General features: G+C 61.9%; 11 protein-coding genes. 4 read left to right on the forward strand and 7 right to left on the reverse strand.

From position 1 onward, the window contains the following. The first annotated feature begins 409 nt into the window (after positions 1–409). Together AC0IW7_RS14270 and AC0IW7_RS14275 are read left to right on the forward strand one after the other, a co-directional pair. Entirely contained in the window at positions 410–1,294 is an 885-nt protein-coding gene (locus tag AC0IW7_RS14270) for a sugar nucleotide-binding protein (RefSeq protein ID WP_471818855.1), read from the forward strand. Beyond that, positions 1,287–2,216: an NAD-dependent epimerase/dehydratase family protein gene (locus AC0IW7_RS14275; RefSeq protein ID WP_471818857.1), complete on the forward strand. Its 930-nt coding sequence runs from the start codon at positions 1,287–1,289 to the stop codon at positions 2,214–2,216. The genes AC0IW7_RS14270 and AC0IW7_RS14275 overlap by 8 nt, the downstream gene beginning before the upstream one ends. Before the next feature lie 10 nt (positions 2,217–2,226). Here the strand turns inward: AC0IW7_RS14275 and AC0IW7_RS14280 are convergent, their stop codons facing one another. The 3 genes from AC0IW7_RS14280 to AC0IW7_RS14290 all read right to left on the reverse strand — a co-directional run bounded on the left by AC0IW7_RS14280 (position 2,227) and on the right by AC0IW7_RS14290 (position 4,228). Further along, positions 2,227–2,670, reverse strand: a complete 444-nt coding sequence (locus AC0IW7_RS14280; protein ID WP_471818859.1) for a YiiD C-terminal domain-containing protein — start codon at positions 2,668–2,670, stop codon at positions 2,227–2,229. A gap of 95 nt (positions 2,671–2,765) precedes the next feature. Next, positions 2,766–3,200, reverse strand: coding sequence for a thioredoxin TrxC (trxC, locus tag AC0IW7_RS14285; protein WP_471818860.1), 435 nt, complete (start codon positions 3,198–3,200; stop codon positions 2,766–2,768). A 50-nt stretch (positions 3,201–3,250) separates the two neighbouring features. Further along, entirely contained in the window at positions 3,251–4,228 is a 978-nt protein-coding gene (locus AC0IW7_RS14290; RefSeq protein ID WP_471818862.1) for a sulfite exporter TauE/SafE family protein, read from the reverse strand. Between the two features lie 221 nt (positions 4,229–4,449). On the opposite strand from AC0IW7_RS14290, the gene AC0IW7_RS14295 reads away from it, so the two are divergent. Beyond that, positions 4,450–5,154: an aspartate/glutamate racemase family protein gene (locus AC0IW7_RS14295; RefSeq protein ID WP_471818863.1), complete on the forward strand. Its 705-nt coding sequence runs from the start codon at positions 4,450–4,452 to the stop codon at positions 5,152–5,154. 14 nt (positions 5,155–5,168) lie between these two features. Here the strand turns inward: AC0IW7_RS14295 and selO are convergent, their stop codons facing one another. From selO to AC0IW7_RS14315, 4 genes are all read right to left on the reverse strand, one after another. After that, positions 5,169–6,623 carry a protein adenylyltransferase SelO gene (gene selO, locus AC0IW7_RS14300; RefSeq protein ID WP_471818865.1) on the reverse strand — a complete coding sequence of 485 codons (1,455 nt, stop codon included), beginning with the start codon at positions 6,621–6,623 and terminating at the stop codon, positions 5,169–5,171. A 152-nt stretch (positions 6,624–6,775) separates the two neighbouring features. Beyond that, entirely contained in the window at positions 6,776–10,102 is a 3,327-nt protein-coding gene (gene mscK / locus AC0IW7_RS14305) for a mechanosensitive channel MscK (RefSeq protein WP_471818867.1), read from the reverse strand. A 34-nt stretch (positions 10,103–10,136) separates the two neighbouring features. Then, complete coding sequence (locus AC0IW7_RS14310) at positions 10,137–11,882, reverse strand: potassium/proton antiporter (protein WP_471818869.1); 1,746 nt, start codon at positions 11,880–11,882, stop codon at positions 10,137–10,139. Positions 11,883–12,118: 236 nt separating this feature from the next. Beyond that, positions 12,119–13,921: an acyl-CoA dehydrogenase gene (locus tag AC0IW7_RS14315; RefSeq protein WP_471818871.1), complete on the reverse strand. Its 1,803-nt coding sequence runs from the start codon at positions 13,919–13,921 to the stop codon at positions 12,119–12,121. 176 nt (positions 13,922–14,097) lie between these two features. On the opposite strand from AC0IW7_RS14315, the gene AC0IW7_RS14320 reads away from it, so the two are divergent. Next, positions 14,098–14,934: a 23S rRNA (adenine(2030)-N(6))-methyltransferase RlmJ gene (locus AC0IW7_RS14320; RefSeq protein ID WP_122493286.1), complete on the forward strand. Its 837-nt coding sequence runs from the start codon at positions 14,098–14,100 to the stop codon at positions 14,932–14,934. The last annotated feature ends 89 nt before the right edge of the window (positions 14,935–15,023 follow it).

Raw genomic sequence — 15,023 nt, forward strand, 5'->3', positions numbered from 1 at the left:
GGTAGCTCTTCAGCGGCTATCCGGTTTGGGTAAAGGCGTCGATCAGCTCAATTGGCCGAGTCAGGACGCGAGTTGATCCAGCTGGCGAATCGTTCGCGGCGGCTCAACTTGCACTTGCCGGCGTAACGGGCCTTATGCGGAATACTCGTGGCGAGACTACCGTTCGTCGGGCGTTATCGGAACGCGCCATTCGATGAACGGTTTTCACGCCCATGGAAGATTGAGTAAAGTTTTCCTGCAAAAAAAGCCGTCATTTGTTTGAAACCCTAGAAAATCCCATACAATTCGGGACTGCTTCTACGTCCTTGCCAGGGTTTCCCGACAATGGTTGCTGAACAACCCGCTTTTTATTCGTTCGTGGAAGCACCTCTTGGTATTCATAACCTTTTTGATTAGGCCTTTCTGACGTATGCAAATGCGCCTAATGCTTCTGGGCGGCGGCAATGCCCTTGGGCAGGCGCTGATCCGCCTGGGAGCCGAAGATGACATCGGCTTCCTCGCGCCGCGCCCCCCCGAGGGCGGCTGGGATGCCACCAGCCTGACCTTGCTGCTTGATGAAACCCGTCCCGACGTGGTGGTAAACCTCGCGTACTACTTCGACTGGTTTCAGGCCGAAACGGTGGGCGCCGAGCGTTTCGCCCCGCAAGAGCGCGCCGTCGAGCGCCTTGCCGAACTTTGCCAACATCACTCCATTCGCCTGGTTCAACCGTCGAGCTACCGGGTTTTCGACGGCTCGCGCGCGACTGCGTACAGCGAAAAGGAAGAACAGGTGCCGCTCGGCCTGCGCGGTCAGGCGTTGTGGCGCATTGAACAGAGCGTGCGGGCGGCGTGCCCGCGGCATGTGCTGATTCGCTTTGGCTGGCTGCTCGATGCCAGTGCCGAAGGTTTGCTGGGACGCTTTCTGGCCCGTGCCGAGCAGGAGTCAGAGCTGTTTCTGGCCGATGATCGACGCGGCAACCCCACGCCCATCGACGATGCGGCTCGCGTGCTGATTGCCGTCATCAAGCAACTCGACTGCCAGGCGCCGCTGTGGGGCACCTACCACTACGGTGGTTACGAGGCCACCACCTCGCTGGCTCTCGGCCAGGCGGTGCTGACCGAAGCCCGTAATTACCGGCAACTGGCGGTGCAGGAAATCGGTGCGCAGGCGCACGCCGCGCGTCCCGATGTGGCCGACGAACCGCAGCACGCCGTGCTGGCCTGCAAGAAAATTCTCCACACCTTTGGCATCAAACCGCGCGCCTGGCGTGCCGGCTTGCCGAGCCTTCTGGACCGTTACTACCGCCATGCCTGATCGTCCCGTTCTGATTACCGGGGGCGCCGGCTTTATCGGCTCCAACCTGGTCGATGCCCTGTTGGCCAACGGTTATTCGGTGCGCGTGCTCGACGACCTGTCGATGGGCAAACGCAGCAATTTGCCGCTCGACAACCCGAGCCTGGAGCTGCGCGTCGGCAGCGTGGCGGATGCGGCGTTGGTCGCTGACGCGGTGGCCGGTTGCCAGGCGGTGGTGCACCTCGCCGCCGTGGCGTCGGTGCAAGCCTCCGTGGACGATCCGGTGAGCACGCACCAGAGCAATTTCGTCGGCACCCTGAATGTGTGTGAGGCCATGCGCCAACATGGCGTCAAGCGCGTGCTGTTTGCCTCCAGCGCGGCGGTGTACGGCAATAACGGCGAAGGCCAGGCTATCGACGAAGACACGCCGAAAGCGCCGTTGACGCCTTACGCGGTGGACAAGCTGGCGAGCGAGCAGTATCTGGACTTCTACCGCCGCCAGCATGGTCTGGAGCCGGCGATCTTCCGCTTTTTCAATATCTTTGGCCCACGGCAGGATCCTTCTTCGCCGTACTCCGGGGTCATCAGCATTTTTATTCAGCGCGCCCAGCAAGGGCTGCCGATTACCGTGTTCGGCGACGGCGAGCAGACCCGCGATTTCTTTTATGTGGGTGATCTGATCGACCTGCTGGTGCAGGCACTGGAACTGCCCGGCGTGGAAGAGGGCGCAGCCAATGTCGGCCTCAACCGCGCCACCAGCCTCAATCAGTTGTTGGAGCATATTCGCGCCGTGGTCGGCGATTTGCCCGCCGTCTCGTACGGGCCGGCACGGGACGGTGACATCCGCCATTCCCGCGCCAACAACGAGCGGCTTCTAAGCCGTTATCGGGTAGGCGAGCCGACACCGATGGCCGTCGGCCTGGCCAAACTGCTCGGCCGCTAGCCCGCCGAGCCTAGTGCTTGCGCAGTTGGTACAACCCTCGACTGTGCGCCACCACCTCGCCGCTGCTGTCAGTCAGCGCCAACTCCAACACGTACTCGGCCTTGCCCGTCTCAGCCGCTTCGGTTTGCAGGCGCTCGATGTCGGCGGCGTCCAGGCGCGCTTCCACGCGAATGTCGCCGGTCGCCGGACGGCGAAAGCGCAGGTTCATTTCCTTGATGATCGGGTAGAAACGCTGGGTGTCGAAGCTGGTGAGAAACAGCGCGCCGCCAGGGATTTCCGCCAGCGTGAACAGCGCGCCGGCATACATGCTGCCGATGTGGTTCTGGTTGCCGGCCAGTGGCATGCACAACCGCACAAAGCCAGGCTCCAGCACTTCGGCCTTCAACTGGCTGCGTTTGACGAACGCGATCTGTTCTTCGGTAAGTTGCCGCGCAACCTCGAGGGGAAAGGCCATGGCCGGAATCTCTTGTTTTAGAAGGCTCCAGCCTAGCCATTAACCGGCGGACAACAATGACCGCGGCGCTCGCCGCGCCTGACCAAAAGTGACGCTTACACGCCCTGGGCTTTCAGCCAGCCGAGCAGTTGCGCCAGTGGCATCGCGCCGCTTTGGCGTGCGACTTCTTTGCCGTTTTTGAACAGCAGCAAACTCGGGATCGAGCGAATGCCCAACTGAGCAGAAAGCTGCGGGTTAGCTTCGCTGTCGAGCTTGGCCAGGCGTGCCCGGCCCAGCAATTGCCCAGCGGCTTGCTTGAAGGTCGGCGCAAACGCCTGGCACGGCCCGCACCAACTGGCCCACACGTCCACCAGCAACGGCAGGTCGCCTTTTATCTGACTGGCATAGCTGGCTTGGGTGAGGTCGAACGGCGCGCTCAGCAACACCGCCTCTTTGCAGCGTCCGCAGCGCGGGCTGTCGCCGGTGCGGTCGGAGGGAATGCGATTGAGGCTGTTGCAGTGCGGGCAGGGAATGACGAGAGGGTCGGACATGTCTGGCTCCAGAGGCTATACGCGCTATCTGGAGCCGCAGACCGGCGCTTTCAAGCGGTGAGACCGATATAGATGTTGTACGCGCTGATCAGCGTGATCAGGCTGCCGATCATGATCAGCAAGGTTTTTGCATGCAGCTTTTTACACAGCAACGCCGCGAACGGCGCGGCGAACAAGCCGCCGAAAACCAGGCCCGCTACCAGCAACCAGGTGCTCGGTTGGCCGGCTAGCAAGATAAACGAGGTGGCGCTGGCGATGGTCAGGAAAAACTCGGCGAAGTTCACCGAGCCGATCGTGGTGCGCGGATCGCTGCCCGAGCCGATCAGCGTGGTCGTCACCACCGGGCCCCAGCCACCGCCACCGGCCGCGTCGACGAAACCGCCGAACAACGCCAGCTTGGCGATGTGCTTGGGCTCGCGTTTTTCCACGATGTGCTTGAACGCCTTGCGCAGGATGTACAGGCCCATGATCAGCAAGTACGCGGAAATAAAGGGCTTGAGTACCTTGCCGTCGAATTGCGTGATGATCACCGCGCCCAGCACGGCGCCGATCATGCCGGGAATCAGCAAGCGCAAAAATAGCGATTTATTCACGTTGCCCAGCTTCACGTGGGAGATGCCAGACAGGCCCGTGGTGAACACTTCGGCGATGTGCACGCTGGCGCTGGCCGCAGCAGGCGAGGCGCCCGCGCTGAGCAAGAAGGTGGTCGCGGTAATGCCGTAGGCCATGCCCAACGCGCCATCGATAGCCTGGGCGAAAAAGCCCACGGCCACGGCGCTCCAGAACAGCGGGCTGGTCAGCGCGCTCTCGATAATTTCCAGGCCGCTGCTCTCGTGGTTACCAAAGAACAGGCGCCACGCCAGAAAGCCCAGCAGGCTCACCAGAATCGCCACCGCCAGCCACATGGCGATGCGCAGCACGGGGTGATTGGCGGGATGGGAGACGTAGTCTTCAACCGGCGGCAAGCCCATTGCCTGGTGTTCGGTATTGAGGGGGCTTGCGGAGTAATCGAGTTCGCGGATTTTCATCTACAGCGGAGCCTTAAGCGGGGCGAGCGGTTAGCCGTTCGGTGGCGCAACGATAGAGAGCTTTGCTTAGAGAGTCTAAGACTGATTGGGAAGGTTTATATGCCATCTAGGAATTTAGCGTTTGGAAGCACCGCGACTGTGCCGCCGCCTCCACCCGTTGCTGTATCTGTGTACGCGCCTGCGAACCCACTAGCCTTCAGGTTCACAACAAGGAGATCACCATGCACACCCTCGGCGTTCTAGGCGGCATGAGTTGGGAATCGACAGTCACGTATTACCGCCTGCTCAACGAAGGCGTTCGCGACCAGCTCGGCGGGCTGCATTCCGCGCCGCTATTGCTGCATTCAGTAGATTTCGCCCAGATAGCCGCCATGCAAAAAAGTGGTGACTGGCAGGGCGCCGGCGAGGCGTTGGCGCAAGCCGCCGCAGGCCTGCAAAACGCCGGCGCCACGGCGCTGCTGTTGGCGACCAACACCATGCACAAAGTGGCACCGGCCATCGAGGCGGCGGTGGATATTCCTCTCCTGCACATTGGCGATGCGGTGGGGCAGGCGTTGCAAGCGCAAGGCATCCGCAAGGCGGCTCTGCTCGGCACCCGCTTTACCATGCAGGAAGCGTTCTACCGTGACCGCCTCAGTGAGCGCTTCGGCATCGAGGTGCTGGTGCCTGCGCCCGAAGCGCAGGCCGAAATTGACCGAATCATTTTTCAGCAGCTCTGCCTGGGCCAGTTTCCGGAAGCGTCCCAGCGCTACTACCTCGATTGCCTGGGCGAGCTAAAAGCCCAAGGCGCCGAGGCGGCAATTCTGGGCTGTACCGAAATTGATCTTCTGCTGGACGGCTCAGAGGCGCCGCTGCCTTTGATTGATAGCACCCATGAGCATGTGCGCATGGGGCTCGATTGGCTTCTAGCTGCCTCCATAACGTAGGGGCCGGCGGGTAATCACGAAGAGCAACTGATTTCCAGGTGCTTGCCCCATTCCGGTGGCCGCTCGGCAAAGCGCTCCATGCCCGGCTGCTCGTCAAAAGGCTTGCTCAGCACCTCATGCAGCAGGCGCACTTCGCTGTAGTCCCCGCGCTCGGCGGCTTCGATCGCTTGCTGTGCCAGGTAATTGCGCAGGATGTATTTCGGGTTCACCGCATGCATCCGCGCGCGCCGCTCGGCGACGTCCAGATCGCCGCAGCGGGTGAGGTAGTCGGCGGCCCAGGCGTCGAAGCCGGCTAAGTCCACAAAGTCTTCACGTAGACGTTTCAACGCATCGACCGGGGCGCTGTCGCCCAGTTCGCGGAAGAAACGGCTGTAGTCGACCGGGCTGGTCTGCATCAGCTGCAACAGCCGTTCGATCAGGCTGTTGTCGTCATCGTGCGGTTGGTACAGGCCCAGGCGTTTGCGCATCAGGTCGAGGTAATGCGCCTGGTACAACGGCAGGAACAGGTTGAGCGTTTCGCGCAGCGCTTCAACGCTGATAAACGGCGTGAGCGCCTGGGCCAGTGCCGACAGATTCCAGTGGGCGATGGGCACCTGATTGCTGAAGGAGTAGCGGCCGCTGTCGTCGGAGTGGTTGCAGATAAAGCGCGCGTCGAAGTCGTCGAGAAAAGCGAAGGGGCCGTAGTCGAAGGTGATGCCCAGAATCGACATGTTGTCGGTGTTCATCACCCCGTGGCAAAAGCCGTACGCCTGCCAATACGCGATCATCTCGGCGTTACGCTCCAGCACCTCGCGGAACATGGCCAGGTGCGGCTCCGGTTGCTCCAGGCACGCGGGGAAGTGGCAGCGCAGCACATGCTCGGCGAGGGTTTTAAGCTGCTCTTGCTGCTTGGTGTAATAGAAATATTCGAAGTGGCCGAAGCGCACATGGCTGGGGGCCATACGCAGCACCATGGCGGCCGTTTCTTTTTTCTCGCGCCACACCGGCGTGCTGGAACCCACCACACACAAAGCGCGGCTGCTGGGAATACCAAGCGCGTGCATGGCTTCGGAGGCGAGGAATTCACGAATCGAAGAGCGCAACACCGCGCGCCCATCGCCCATGCGCGAGTAGGGCGTTTGCCCGGCGCCCTTGAGGTGCAAATCCCAATGTTCGCCCGCGTCGTTCACCACTTCGCCGAGCAGCAGTCCACGGCCATCACCCAGGCGCGGGTTATAGGAACCGAACTGATGACCGGAATACACCATGGCGCGCGGCTCGGCGCTTTCCCACAGTTTGTGGCCGGCAAAGATTTCAGCAAATTCCGGTTTCGCCGCTTCGTTGGGGTCCAGATCCACAAGCGCCATGGCGGCGGAACTGGCGACCACCAGGCGCGGGTCATCGATGGGCTCGGGAAGCACTTCAGTGGAGAACGCGTCGCCTAAACGGGCGAAGCGGTTATCGAAGTTCAGATCGGCGAGGGTTTTCAATGGCGTTGTCCGAAAGAGGCTGGGATCGGAAATCAGTTGGACAGCTTTCGCCACCGACGGGTCAATAAACCTGCCAAACAGCATCGCGGCTAAAGCCGCTCCCACAAACTACGAAACCTGTAGGAGCGGCTTTAGCCGCGATGGGTTTAATGTCACGGCGCCGGTTTTGGCGCTTGCGCTTCCTCAGCCGCTTCCACCTGATGTTCCTTCCCCTCGGCATTGGTGAGGAAAATTTCCATCTTCGGCGTGGAGCTGGAGTTGATGTTGTTGTCGCGGAACAACTGGTCGATACGGCGGTTCAATTCGTCGGTGGCCAGGCCGCGGTCGCCCAGTTCGCGCACATAAATTTTCAGCTCGTGATCCAAGGTGCTGGCGCCGTAGGCGGTCAGTTGCACGGTGGGCGCCGGGTCGCGCAGCACGCGGGAGTTTTCCTGGGTGGCTTGCAGCATCAGCTTGCGCACCAGCTCCAGGTCCGAGCCGCGCTGCACGTTAAAGGTCAGCACGATGCGGGTGATGGTGTCGGTCAGCGTCCAGTTGATCAGCTGACTGGTCAGAATGGTCTGGTTCGGCACGATCACCGCTTTACGGTCGCCGTCAGTGATGTGCGTGGCGCGGATACGAATGCGGTTAACCGTGCCGGTCACAGTGCCGATGGTCACAAGGTCGCCGATGCGCACCGGACGCTCGAACAGCAGAATGATGCCGGAAATGAAGTTGGCGAAAATCGCCTGCATACCGAAACCGATACCGACCGACAGCGCCGCCACTAACCATTGCAACTTGTCCCAACTCACGCCCAGGGTCGACAGCGTGCTGACGATGCCGATGCCGGCAATCGCGTAAGACAGCAGCGTGGTGGTCGCATACGCGCTGCCTTGCGCCAGTGACAGGCGCGACAGCACCAACACTTCCAGCAGACCGGGCAGGTTATTGGCCAGGGCGATGGTCACGCCGATGATCAACAGCGCGCCGAGTACATCCAGCAGGCTGATGGGCAACTGCGTGGCAGCAGCGCCCGTGCCGGCGGCGTATTGGTAGAGGGTGACGTTGTCGAGGTAGGCGAACACGCTGATCAGGTCGGCCCAGACCAAATACAGGCAGCCAATAAAGCCGGACAGCAGCGCCAGGCGAATCAGTCGCAACGACTGTTGGTTGACCTGCTCGATGTCCAGTCGCGCGGTTTCCACCGGCACTTCTTCGCCGTCGACGTTCTCCTTGGCCTGCGCCTGACGTTTCGCCAGGGCACGGGCATAGGCCAGACGCCGTGCCGCCACAGCCAGGCCGCGCACGAACGCGGCTTCGATAATCAGCCAGACGATCAGCAAATACAGGGTGTTGATTAGCCGATCCGTGAGCTTCAGCGAGGTGTAGTAGTAGCCAAAGCCGACCGCGATGATCAGCGCAAACGGCAACAGGGTGAACGCCGTACCGATCACCAGACGGAACGGTGACGCGTGTTCACGCAACGGCTCGGTGAGCAGCAATTTGCCCAGCAGCCAGGTCATCAGGCAAAAGCAGGTGAGCACGATGATGATGCCGATCACGTCTTCGGCCAGTGAGGCGGGTTGCTGCTCAGCCACGCTCACCACCGCGACCAGGGCCATTACCACCAGCCCGAGTTTGCGCACCTGGTTGCTAATAAACGCCACCTGCGGGCGCGGCCAGCGGAAGTGCAGCTCGGCCATGCCACCCGGCGCCAGAATGCGGTACAGCGTGTAGAACACCAGCCAGGCCTGGGCCATTTCCAGCAGCGCGCCGCCCAGTGCGGCGTTCAGTCCACGGGCATCCACCCGCAGCGCCAGCCCGCCCAACGCCAGCAGCAGCGACACCGGCAAAGCCAGCAAGATGTTCAGCAGCAATGCCAAGGGCGTGTGCAGCTGGCTGTCGCGTTTGTAGTGGCCGATGTCTTCGTGCAGTTCGCCGAGCTTGCGATAGATGGTGCTGCGCTGCCAGATCAGCAGGCCACTGACCAACGCCAGCGGCAGGAAAAACCACGGCCGCTCGCCCAGGGCTTCGAACAACTGCTTGAGCCCGTCGCCCCACGGCAGGTCGGCCAGCTGGCTTTGCAGGTAGCGCGGCGCAACCCGCAGCCACGAAAGGTCCAGCGGCTTGTTGCTGGGAATCCAGAACATCTGCTCTTCAAGCGTGGCGCGCAGGGCTTTGGCTGTGGCTTGCAGTTGCTTTTGGTTAAGTTGCAGGGTGATCGATTCGTTGAGCAGCGCATTGAGCTCTCGGCTCAAGCGCTCAAGCAGTTCGGCGCGGGTGTTGGCCAGGTCCAGCAGCGTGCGGCGCACCTCCGGCGTCACCTGCTCGGCAGGTTGTTTGGCCAACAGACTGTCGACATAGGCTTGCGGCGAGCCGTATTGATCGCGGGTCTGGTCGAGGTTGAACTGGTAGAGCCGGATGTCGGCAATCTCGTCGGCCAGGTCCTGATTCATCGTCAGTTGCGGCAACGATTCTTTCTGCTGATAAAGAATCTTCGAGAGCAGCAGGCTCCCCTTGAGCACGTTGATCTGTTCTTCCAGCGACTGATCGGCCTGGTTGACGCTGTCGAGTTGCTGCTTGGTCAGCAGGTTCTGTTTGGTCAGGTCGTTGAGGCGGTCGGTGGCGCGCAGCAGGTAGTCGGAGAGCTTGAGGTTCTCAGCGCTTTCCAGGGCTACCACGCTGTCGGAGCCGGCGTTCTGCGCCTCCTTGGATAATTCCACCAAGGTTTTTTCCGACTGCGCCCGGCGTTTTTCGCTGATCAAGGTTTGCAGGTCATTGCTGCGTTGTTCGGCACGGGCGATGCGTTCCACCAGCAAGTCGCGCTGGATGTTGCCCAAGTCTTGCAGCACGTTGTTGCCCGCCAGCTCGGCGCGGCGCAAGGCCATTTTTGCCACCAGGGCTGCCTGCTCGGCGTTCAGTTGGTCGCGGCGTTCAGGGCTCAGTGGCTTGTTGGCCTCTTTGCCCACCTTGAGCAGGTTGCCGATCTCCTGCATGCGCGTCTGGCCGTTACTGATCTCCGCCTGGGCGCGTTCGGGCCGGGTTTGCGCGGTAAGAATGTCGCTATTGGCCACGGCCAGCGCTTTTTGCCAGTCGCTAAGCTGGGTGCTGATGTCGGTCAGTTTTTGTTCAAGCTGCGGAATGCTCAGCGCGCCGTAACGCTCGCGAAAAGCGTCCGGCGGGTTGGCTTTGAGTTTGGCCAGGTCGCGCTGGCTGTCGGCGGTGAGCTTTGGCGCCTCGGCGAGCTTTTGCTTGAGCTGGGTCAAGCGAACTTCGGCGTCGCCTTTTTCCGCCAGCAGTTCCAGGGTGTTTTCCAGGATCTGCTTGATAGTCGAGGCATCAGGCTCGGCCAGTTTGCGTGCGGCCAGGCCATCGAGGTTGCGCTGAACATCGGCGCTGCTCGGGGGTTCGGCGGCATGCAAAGACGGAATGATCAGCGCGAGGCCAAGCAGGCTGGCCGTAAGAAGGGTACGGAGCGAAGTAGGAAACAGAGACATGGTCGCCAATCGTGCGGCTCGGGAAGCGAGCAGTTTAGAGGAACAGGCCGGGGCCGGGGCGGCTGCCTTCGGGGAATTTGACGCCGACCTTGCGAATCTTGTTGCCTTCCATGGCCGCGACGGTCCAGGTCAGGCCATTCCACTCCACCTGGTCGCCAATAACCGGCTCGCCGCCAATTTCGTGGGCGATAAAGCGCCCGAGCGGCATGTGGGCGTCCACTTCGCCGACTTTCAGGCCGTACAGCGCAGCAATGGCCGCCAGTTCGGCGTCGCCTTCGAGCACGAAGTCACCGAAGAAGCGCAAGTCCAGGCCGCGTTTCGGCGCCTGGCTGAAGAGTTTGCCGAGGGCCGGCAGGTCGTGTTCATGCCCGACTACGCAGAGCATGTCGCCGGCCTCCAGCGTGGTACTACCGGAGGGGTGCAGCAGCTCGGTGCCGCGGAACAAGGCGGCGATGCGCGTGCCGTCGGGCATCTTCAGTTCGCGCAGGGCGGCGCCGATGCACCACTTCTCCGCGCCCAGCCGGTATACGAACAGCTCCCACTGACTGGTGGGGTGCACTTCAAGGCCTGCGCGGGAGATTGGCGCCGGCTCCGGCGGCACCGTTACCCGCAACCACTTCGCCACCCACGGCAAGCTGGTGCCTTGCACCACCAGCGACACCAGGACAATAAAGAACGCCAAGTTGAAGTACAGCTGCGCATGTTCCAGCCCGGCCATCAGCGGGAACACGGCGAGAATGATCGGCACCGCGCCGCGCAGGCCGACCCAGGCGATAAACACTTTTTCGCGGTCGTGGAAGGCCTTGAACGGGAACAAGCCCACGGCCACCGACAGCGGCCGAGCGATCAGAATCATCCACAGCGCCAGGGCCAGGGCCGGCAGCGCGATGGGCAGCAAGTCGTGGGGCGTGACCAACAACCCCAGCACCAGGAACATGCCGATCTGCGCCAGCCAGGCCAGGCCGTCGAGCATGTGCAAAATGCCGTGGCGCGAGCGGATGGCCTTGTTGCCCAGCACCAGACCGCACAGGTACACGGCAAGAATGCCGCTGCCGTGCAGTGCGTTGGTCAGAGCAAAGGTCAGCAGGCCGCCGCTGACCACCAGCAACGGGTACAAGCCGTGCGCCAAGTGAATGCGATTAACCAGCTTGAGCACCACCCAACCGCCGGCCAGGCCCACGACCGCACCGATGCCAAATTCGCGCAGCAGGTGCAGCAACAGGCCCAAGCCGAATTCGTTTTCACCGCGGGCGAGCATGTCGATCAGCGTAACGGTGAGAAACACCGCCATGGGGTCGTTGCTACCGGACTCGATTTCCAGGGTAGCGTTTACCCGTTCGTTCAGGCCTTTGCCGCCCAGCAGCGAGAACACCGCAGCGGCGTCGGTGGAGCCGACGATGGCACCGACCAACAAGCCCTGCACCAGGCTGAGGTTGAACAACCAGGCGGCGGCCATGCCGGTCAGGCCGGTGGTAATCAGCACCCCGACGGTGGCCATCGACAAGGCCGGCGACAGTGCCACGCGGAAACTCGACACCCGCGTACGCAAGCCGCCATCGAGCAGGATGACCGCCAGCGCCAAGTTGCCGACCAAGTACGAGAGGGGGTAGTTGCTGAAACCGATGCCGCCTGGGCCATCGACGCCGGCCAACATGCCGACGCCCAGAATGATCACCAGAATCGGGATGCCCAGACGCGAAGAAAGCGAGCTCACCAAAATGCTCGCGCCTACCAGCAATGCGCCGATCAGGAACAGGCTATTGATGGCGGTGGCATCCAAAGGCGGAACTCCAGGTAAACGGGTTTAGATCGAAAATAGCTTAGAGCATGCAGCAGGCATGCCAGACGATTCTAACCCGCGTTTTCCTGCGCCTGTCAAAAAAAAGCCCCGCGTTGGGGCGGGGCAATCGTTACTGACTTGGTTACGTTGCTTTTTGTAGGAGCGAGCTTGCTCGCGAAGCGGTGTCGGGCCGTTCGCCAGCAAGCTGGCTCCTACAAAATCAGAACGAGGCGTCCTTAGAACCAAGCATCCTGCATCGCCAGGCACGTATCGTCCTTGGCCTCCAGAATCGCCAGGTCGTGGTGCATGCTCGGTACTTCCCAGGTCAGGAAGTAGCGTGCGGCTTGCAGTTTGCCGGTGTAGAAGTCGTGGTCCTGGGCGTTGCCTTTGGCCAGGCCTTCTTCGGCGCGGATGGCTTGTTCCAGCCAGCGCCAGCCGATAACCATGTGGCCGAACACTTTCAAGTACAGCGCCGAGTTGGCCAGGCTTTCGTTGACCTTGCCCTTCATCAGGTCGCCCAGCAGCGACAGGGTGACGGTCGACAGGCGCGACAACAGATGCTCCAGCGGCTCACGCAGGGCATTGAGCGATGGATGCGCTTCGGCGCGCTGGCAGCAGGTTTGAATCAGCTTCACCAGTTGCTTGAGCGCCGCGCCGCCGTTCATGGAAACCTTGCGGCCCAACAGGTCGAGGGACTGGATGCCGTAGGTGCCTTCGTGAATCGGGTTCAGGCGGTTGTCGCGGTAGTACTGCTCCACCGGGTATTCGCGGGTGTAGCCGTGGCCGCCGAGAATCTGGATCGCCAGTTCGTTGGCTTTCAGGCAGTAATCCGACGGCCAGGATTTAACAATGGGCGTCAGCAGGTCGAGCAGTTCCAGCGCGGTTTTGCGTTCTTCTTCGGTGCTCAGGGTTTGCGTGTCGTCGAACAGGCGTGCGGCGTACAAGGCCAGGTCGAACGAGCCTTCCACGTAAGCCTTTTGGGTTAGCAACATGCGGCGCACGTCGGCGTGCTCGATGATCGCCACCTGCGCGGTGGTTGGGTCTTTGCCGTCGGGCAGGCGACCTTGTGGGCGCTGGCGGGCATAGTCGAGCGAGTACAGGTAGCCGGCGTAACCGAGCATCACCGCGCCCATGCCGACGCCGATACGCGCCTCGTTCATCATCTGGAACATGTACGACAGGCCCGCGTGCGGCTTGCCGACCAAGTAGCCCACGCACTCGCCGTTATCGCCGAAGTTCAGCGCGGTGGAGGTGGTGCCGCGCCAGCCCATCTTGTGAAACAGGCCAGCCAGAATCACGTCGTTGCGCTTGCCCAGCGAGCCGTCGTCGTTGACCAGGAACTTGGGCACGATAAACAGCGAGATGCCTTTTACACCGGGCGGTGCGTCCGGCAGCTTGGCCAGCACCATGTGCACGATGTTTTCCGACAGCGGGTGGTCGCCGCCGGAGATAAAGATTTTGTTGCCCTTGATCCGGTAGCTGCCGTCACCGGCCGGCTCGGCACGGGTGCGCAGGTCCGACAGGGAAGAACCGGCGTGCGGTTCGGTAAGGGCCATGGTGCCGAAGAAGCGGCCGTCGATCATCGGCTGCAGGAAGCGCTGCTTTTGCTCTTCGGTGCCGAAGCTTTCGATCAGGTTGGCCGCGCCCATGGTCAGGAACGGGTACGAGGTGGTCGCTGCGTTGGCCGACTGGAAGTGGCAGAAGCAGGCTTGCGACAGCAGCGTCGGCAATTGCATGCCGCCGGCTTCGAAGTCGCGCGAGGCATTGAGAAAGCCCGCTTCGAGGAAGGCGTCGACCGCAGGCTTCACTTCCGGAATCAGCACCGCTGCGCCGTCTACGAACTGTGGCTCGTGCTCGTCGTTCTTGCGGCAGTGCGGCGCGAACAGGTTTTCGGCGATGCTGCGGGCGGTGTCGATGGCAGCATCGAAGGTTTCGCGGCTGTGCTCGGCGAAACGCTCGCGTTGGGTCAGGGCTTCGGCATCCAGCACTTCGTAGAGTTCGAAGGCCAGGTTACGGGAGCTGAGCAGAGTCTCGGACATGCGGCGTACCTGTTGTGATGGGACGGTTTTATTCAACGTTGCCGGAGTCTATTGCGCGCGGCGGGCAGCGCCTAGCTTCATACAGGGGAGTGATAAAGCAGCAAAACCCAGTCGCCATCCGCACAGGGCGGGCTGGTAAACTTCGCCGCCTCAGCGCGCCCCGAGGATCTTCTCGCATGAACTACCGCCACGCCTTCCACGCCGGCAACCACGCCGATGTGCTCAAGCACCTGATCATCAGCCGCATCATTGCGCTGCTGGCGCGCAAGGAAGCACCGTTCGTGTGCCTCGACAGCCACGCCGGCCTGGGTTTGTACGACCTCAAGGGCGATGAAGCGAGCCGCACCGGTGAGTGGCTCGAAGGCATTGCCCGGCTGTGGAACGCCGACGACTTGCCGGCCAGCACCGACGATTATTTCGACGTGCTCAAGGCCATGAACCCGGACGGCGAGCTGCGCTACTACCCCGGTTCGCCCGAGCTGGCGCGCCAGCTCACCCGCGACCAGGACCGCGTACTGCTCAACGAAAAACACCCGCAAGATGGCCAATTGCTCAAAGAAAACATGCGCGGCGACCGGCGCGTGGCTGTGCATCTGGGCGAAGGCTGGCACGTGCCGCGCGCCTTGCTGCCGGTGGCGGAAAAGCGTGCGCTGCTGCTGATCGACCCGCCGTTTGAACAGAGCGACGAGCTGGACCGCTGCGTCACCGCGCTGAACGAAAGCATAGGCCGCATGCGCCAGACCATCGTTGCCATCTGGTACCCGATCAAGGATGAACGCCAGCTCAAGCGTTTCTACCAAAGCCTGGGCAAATCCACCGCGCCGAAACTGCTGCGCGCTGAACTGTTTGTGCACAGCCCGGACGACGCCACGCGCCTGAGCGGCTCCGGGTTGGTGATCGCCAACGCACCGTGGGGGTTGGAGGAGGAGCTGAAAGAACTGCTGCCGTGGCTGGCCAAGACGTTGGCGCAGAGTGAGGGGAATTGGCGGTTGGATTGGTTGATTGCGGAATAAGCGAACGCTGCGAGCGTTCGGTTGTTCGTAGGCGCGAGCTTGCTCGCGACGGACATTTGCGTTAGGGCGCAAATCGCTTCGCGAGCAAG

The sequence above is a fragment of the Pseudomonas sp. AC229 genome, assembly GCF_979254655.1.

Bases quoted from the DNA above. Each gene is read 5' to 3' on its own strand.
- AC0IW7_RS14270 (WP_471818855.1), top strand. From the start codon at position 410: ATGCAAATGCGCCTAATGCTTCTGGGCGGCGGCAATGCCCTTGGGCAG.
- AC0IW7_RS14275 (WP_471818857.1), top strand. From the start codon at position 1,287: ATGCCTGATCGTCCCGTTCTGATTACCGGGGGCGCCGGCTTTATCGGC.
- AC0IW7_RS14280 (WP_471818859.1), bottom strand. From the start codon at position 2,670: ATGGCCTTTCCCCTCGAGGTTGCGCGGCAACTTACCGAAGAACAGATC.
- trxC (WP_471818860.1), bottom strand. From the start codon at position 3,200: ATGTCCGACCCTCTCGTCATTCCCTGCCCGCACTGCAACAGCCTCAAT.
- AC0IW7_RS14290 (WP_471818862.1), bottom strand. From the start codon at position 4,228: ATGAAAATCCGCGAACTCGATTACTCCGCAAGCCCCCTCAATACCGAA.
- AC0IW7_RS14295 (WP_471818863.1), top strand. From the start codon at position 4,450: ATGCACACCCTCGGCGTTCTAGGCGGCATGAGTTGGGAATCGACAGTC.
- mscK (WP_471818867.1), bottom strand. From the start codon at position 10,102: ATGTCTCTGTTTCCTACTTCGCTCCGTACCCTTCTTACGGCCAGCCTG.
- AC0IW7_RS14315 (WP_471818871.1), bottom strand. From the start codon at position 13,921: ATGTCCGAGACTCTGCTCAGCTCCCGTAACCTGGCCTTCGAACTCTAC.
- AC0IW7_RS14320 (WP_122493286.1), top strand. From the start codon at position 14,098: ATGAACTACCGCCACGCCTTCCACGCCGGCAACCACGCCGATGTGCTC.